The 5,586-nt window shown below is 70.3% G+C and carries 4 protein-coding genes; all 4 read left to right on the top strand.

Features of this window, described 5'->3' with window-relative positions:
* Positions 1 to 96 precede the first annotated feature (96 nt).
* The 4 genes from ACWD6R_RS39620 to ACWD6R_RS39605 all read left to right on the top strand — a co-directional run bounded on the left by ACWD6R_RS39620 (position 97) and on the right by ACWD6R_RS39605 (position 5,497).
* Positions 97 to 417, top strand: coding sequence for a hypothetical protein (locus ACWD6R_RS39620; protein WP_451823194.1), 321 nt, complete (start codon positions 97 to 99; stop codon positions 415 to 417).
* Entirely contained in the window at positions 407 to 769 is a 363-nt protein-coding gene (locus ACWD6R_RS39615) for a hypothetical protein (RefSeq protein WP_451823193.1), read from the top strand. The genes ACWD6R_RS39620 and ACWD6R_RS39615 overlap by 11 nt, the downstream gene beginning before the upstream one ends.
* A gap of 1,938 nt (positions 770 to 2,707) precedes the next feature.
* The gene (locus ACWD6R_RS39610; protein WP_451823192.1) at positions 2,708 to 4,576 is read left to right on the top strand and encodes a hypothetical protein; all 1,869 of its coding nucleotides are present in this window, start codon (positions 2,708 to 2,710) and stop codon (positions 4,574 to 4,576) included.
* Positions 4,577 to 5,293: 717 nt separating this feature from the next.
* Positions 5,294 to 5,497: a hypothetical protein gene (locus ACWD6R_RS39605; protein ID WP_451823195.1), complete on the top strand. Its 204-nt coding sequence runs from the start codon at positions 5,294 to 5,296 to the stop codon at positions 5,495 to 5,497.
* Positions 5,498 to 5,586 lie beyond the last annotated feature (89 nt).

Genomic DNA, 5,586 nt, shown 5'->3' with positions numbered 1-5,586 from the left:
CTCCGCCGCCAGCTCGTCCTTATCCCGACCTCGTGCACTCACGACAGACCATTCTGCCTCAATCGCACACCAAGATCTATCCCTGTAGTACTAGTCATGCCGCAGATGTCGAAGATCGAGCTGCGCGCCGCGATCCGGCGCGACCACCGCGGCGGCATGACGCTGCGAGAGATCGAGCGCAAGTACAACGTGTCGTGGCGGACGGTCCGCAAGGCCGTGGACTCGGTCTGGCCGGAGCCGAGGAAGAAGCTGCCGCCGCGGCCGACCGCGCTGGATACCTACAAGCCGGCGATCCACGGGATCCTGCGGTCGGATAGATGCGCCGCGCAAGCGGCGGCACGCCGCATACTGCTGACGGCGAGTGACCCGACACGCGAAGCGCACGACACGGGGAGAGAGAGTCACCATGACGCGTGAGACCGCCAGTGCCGCGACGAGTCCGGCCTCCTGGGCCGCACGTTTCGCCTGGAGCGTGTTCGGCCTCCTCCTGCTCGCCTGGACGGTGTTCGAGGCGGCGAAGCACACGGGCCTCACCATTCCGTTTGCCGTGATCGGGCTCCTCGTCCCCTTGCTGACCAGGCTCGCGCCGGGCTCGGCGGCCGTTCAGCACACGTTGCTCCGGGTCTGGATCCCGTTCGCCGTCATGGCGATCTGCTCCGCAATTCCCGGCCCCTCCGACAACACCGCCGCGCCCTTCACCTTCGGGATGGCCTGGCTGACCCACATCGCGCTGAGGCGCGCTCTGGGATACGGGCTCCGCTCGTCCTGATGGAACGATCAACTCCGCGGCGGCAGGCCCGCGCCCCCGGTCGCGGGCCTGCCGCGTGCACCGTGTGTACGCCGCGTCCGTCATGAGCGTCACCGGCACCCGTACCCACCCGCGTCGAGAACAAGAACGTGTGGTCACGGCACTCGGCGGCGGCGCCACACGGGTGCTTCACCCACGGCGTGCACTGGGCCATGAAGCGGCATGCTGCCACCACCCGCGGCTGACGACAGGGCTCATTATGCGCCGGATGATCACGACCGATCCAAGATGCAGGGCGAGGGACGAAGCAGAAGGCGCCAGAGCATGCCTGCCGTCATTTCCCGTGAACATCCAGAGGGCCGACGATCACCGAACGCCGCCGGAACCCATGAACAAACGCTGTCGATTGAAGTGAACAAAGCCACTGGGCAGGGCCGGATGCTCCCTGCCCTCGATCTTCGCGACCAGCTCCGGCGTCTCGCAGGCGCAGAAGTCCCGTCGCGCTGACCGTTGGCCAAATCACCGGAGGACCGATCACGGCGTTGGGCGGCGCCGCGGGTCGGTCTTCGCGGCGCAGCAGGTCCACATCCACCGCGGCCTAGCAGGTGGCCCAACTGGTGGTCTTGCAGGGTGTGCAACGGGTTGCTTAACCAGTTGCTCAACGGGTTGCCAACGATGAATTCGCTGAGGTGTTCCACTGCAGGTCAGCGGGTGTGGGTCAGCGGACGGCGCTGCCGACACCTCTTCCCCCTTGGGGGAAGAGCATCTCTTCCTTCCTCTCCCTCTCCCCGGGCCGGGCGTCGGCCTGCTCCCCGGCGGTGCCCGCTCCCGGTACGCCTCCGCCGGGGCTGCCGCCTCCGCCGGGGCTGCCGCCTCCGGCACCAGAAGGCCAACCTCAGCGAACTGCGGAGTGGACAGGAGGACACCCATCCCGAGCCATGCGGGCGCGCCCTCCTCCTGTCCGCGCGCCACAACGGACCCGGTGGGCAGATGCTCGACACCGGTCAAGGTCACCGGGGCGCCCCACGTTTCCGGATACAACGGGCCGTCGTTCGAGAACCCTTCTTGCACGGGCTGGTACCGGCCTGGGGTCCGGACGACGTCGCCCGGACCGACGGCGTCCCACGTGGTGAAGCGCCACCCATCGGGCGTCTCGGTGCGCCGCCGCATCTTGCGCGCCATATCGGCTTCAGCCGCGGCCCGCACGTCGACCAGCGCGACGAGTCGGGCCGCCGCCGCGCGGCTGGTGTGATCGGTCGCGCGCTCCTCGTCAAGGCCGAGGGCCCACCACGTGCAGCGAGTCCGGTAGACGTGCCCAACCGGCGTGCCATCGACCGCCACCGGGTAGCGTCCCCGGTCGTCACATCGCCCGAATCGGTACTGGGGCACGTCAGCCTCCGCCAGGACCTCCTCGACGGGTGCCTGTGTCGGCACCGCGGGAGCGTCGGGGACAGGCTCTGCCACCCGAGGGAGAGCCTCGCTCGACCCGTCCGAGTCAATTCCCAGGGGGAGCGCCGCCGGGCGGGGAGCATGGACGCCCGGCACCGCGCCGCCGTCGCCCTCCCACGCCTCGACGCTGCCCGGGTCGGACACTCCCGCGGGTGCCGGCGCACTGGCACCCGCGGGCGCACCGGACGTCACGATGTCCCCTGCCTCCGCGCCCTGGCCGAGCGTGGTCAGCACCTGTGACAGCTCCGCTGCGTCGTCCAGCCGCAGACCGCCCACGTACGCGTCCGACCGGCGCACGTCGTACATGCCGTCAGTCCATACGGCGACTACCTCGCCTGCCACCGGTCCCGACTTCCGCGCGAGCACTCCGGCCGCGCGCACGATGAAGGCGCCGGACCTGTGGCGTTCCATAGCGACCGCCCACCCGTTCGCCGCGGCAGTCTCGGCTACGCAGACCGCAGCGCGCGGAACCGGTCCGGCGGGGGCGGTCTCCTGCCGCATAATCCTCACGTGTCCGAAACCCCCGTCCCGATACCGTCGGGCTCCGTTCCGGCAGGCACGCCCGCCTGGTCGTCCACCGATGCCGCCCTATGGGCCCGGGCCCGCCCCGCATCCTGGGCCAGGCCCATGTGGTCCGTGCTGGCGCTGCTGATCACCGTCGTATGGGCGATCGCGGTGGAACCGGTCCCGTCGTGCAGCGATGCGGCGCCCTGCGGCCCGGACTGGGGCGGCATGGCGGAAGTGGGTCTGGCCGTCGGCCTGTTGTACTGGCTCGCCTGGCTTCCGGAGCTCACGCTGATCGCAGCGCCCGCGCTGGCGGCCATGGTGGCGTGGGGAGAGCTGCCGGGCGCCGACCGGATGTCCCAGGTCGCGAACTTCGCCGTGATCGGGGCCCTGGGCTTTGGCTGGGCCGCGGCCCGCGAGCGGCTGGCCGCCCGGTCCAGGCAGCGGCGGCTCGTGGAACGGGCCGCCGGAGTGCGGCATCGGTTGCCGGAGCCCGCCGGCCCACTCGTGCGAGGCAGGCTTCCGCTCGCCGCCGGGCTGGTCCTGTGCGCCGTGGCCGCCGGTGCGGTCCTCTTGGGGCTGAGCGGCATCCGCGCGGACGAGCGGCACGCGGACCGGGCCGTGCACATCACGGCGACGGTGATCCGCCGCGGCGAGGAGACGGTGCGCGTCCGCACCGATGACGAACGGCGCATCACCGTCGACGCGTTCTACCCCGAGGACTACGGCGTCGGCAGCACGGTGACCGTGCTGGAGAGCGGCTCGTGGCGGCGCCTGGTGGCGGAGCCGTACGACGCCTTCGGCTGGCAGATGCTGGTCCTGGCGGCCGGACTGCCCGGCCTCTCTTTCCTCACGGTGGGCGTCCTCGCCCGCCGCCGTGCCGTGGCGCTGCGCCGCGCACCGGTGCCGGCCCTGCGCGTGCTGGACCGCACGGACTATGAAGGACGTACCTGGGTCTACGCTGCCGATGACACAGTCGGCCAGACCGCGCTCTTCACCTGTCTGTGCACGGCGACGCTCCCCGATGACGACGAGCGGGTGGACCGCATCGAAGACGAAGCCGAGGAGGAGGACGAGGAGGAATTCTCCGTCGACACGCGGTTGCACGAAGCGGTCCTGCTCGGCGCCCCCTACGAAGGCGGCGAACTGGTCCTCGTCACCACGGACCGGGCAGGGGACCCGATCGTGATCCGCACCGCCGGCCCGGTCCGGCTCCCCCGAACCGGCAAGAAGCCCCTCCTGGGAGCCACTACCCTCACGGACACCGACTCCGACACCTCATCAGGCCCGCAGCGGCGGGCCCGGATCAACCGCATCGCCGCCACCCTGGCGCCCACCGGTCGCCCGGTGCGCTGGGGGCCGGGCCCTGTGGCCCGAACCGCCGGACTGGCCCTCACCGCGGCCGTGACGACCGGGGTCTCCTTCACCGCGCACTCCCTCGCGACGGACGGCTTCCACTGGCACCTCCTCCTCCCCCTGCTCTCACTGCCGATATGGATCCACTTCGCGGCCGTCCTCCTCAACTGGCGTGCCACCGCGGACAGCACCGGTCTGTGGCTGACCGGGGCCTGGACCGTACGGCACATCCCATGGGAACGGCTGCGGGCAGCCGAGTACACCGACGAGGGCAGCGTAGAGATACGCCGGTCGGACGGCGGCACCTGGCATCTGACGGGGCTGGGGGAGCCGCGCCTCGAACGACGACTGCGACTGCGCCCGTCGTACGTCCGCATGGCCGAGGAGATCACAGCCCTGCACGCCCACCCGGAACTGCGGCCCGCGGAACCGAGCCCACCGAGCGACCACGGCCTGCCGCTGGGACACGTCCTGCTCCTTCTCATCGGCCTCGCCGTCACGGCCGTGCTCATCACGTGAGCACGAAACGTGCACCGAACGTCTCCCGAGCTGTGCCGGGACCTCTGGAACGACCCCTATTACCTCCTCCTGGCAACCCGAGGCCCGGCGGGCGTTGAGCGCCGCGAACACTCCCGTCCGGCCGTACTCACGGACCCGGCGGTCCGCGCTGGACTTCAGCTGGAGGAGGTGGAGCAACCCGCTCGACCCACATGATGTCCGGCCGACAGGGTGTCTCGGGCCGCAATCGACCGGTGAGGGCCGGTGAGCGAACCTTCTCCTGCCACCGGACCACGTCCGTGATGGCCTGGCCGAACTCGGTTACCTCCCGTCGGGCGTTGAGCAGTTCGGCGGCGAATTCCGAAACCGCACTGATCGTCTGCGGGAAGGAGAAAGAGAGGGGGGACGTGCACAAGTTCCCTGGACGGCTCCGGCTCGGGAGCGGGCGCAGGGAGGGGGAAGCAGAGGTCTTCCGGCCGGCTACGCCTGCCCGGTGACAACAAGGCTGCAAAGCGCGTTGGCGCTCCGTGCGATGTACTGCGCCAGGACCGGCACACCCCGCTGGAAGGCCTGTCGCCGGAGCTCTGCCGGTCCGCGTACTCACCACAGCTCGCCCCCATGTCCCCACTACGGCATGTCGCACCGTCAATCTCCTCAGCCCGGGAGCGCCAGCCTGCGGTTCGTAGTCGGATCGGCCGCCGCGCCACCCAGCCGGAGCAGTCCGATCGGGGCTGGGCGCTGACGATCAATGTGGCGGTGCTGCTCGCTGTCATCGTGTTTCTGCGGCTGCGTCGTCGTACGGAGGCTCGAAGCCGGTTCGACGAGAAGCTGACCGTTGTCATCGTGCTGGCGTTGGGGGTGCTGATTGCCCCGACAAAGTTCGGTCAGGGAATTCTGAGCGTCCTGACCCAGCTCGTGCAGGGCATCTCGCAGTCCGGCTGAGCCCGGATCCACCGGCTTGATTTCGGGTTGATCGTTTCGGGGGTGTGCAGGCCGTGTCGGGGCTGGGTTGCGGATTCGGGCGTGGGGTG

Source organism: Streptomyces sp. NPDC005151 (assembly GCF_053599875.1).
The sequence above is the reverse complement of the archived record's forward strand: the minus strand, read 5'-3'. Positions and strand labels throughout refer to the sequence as shown.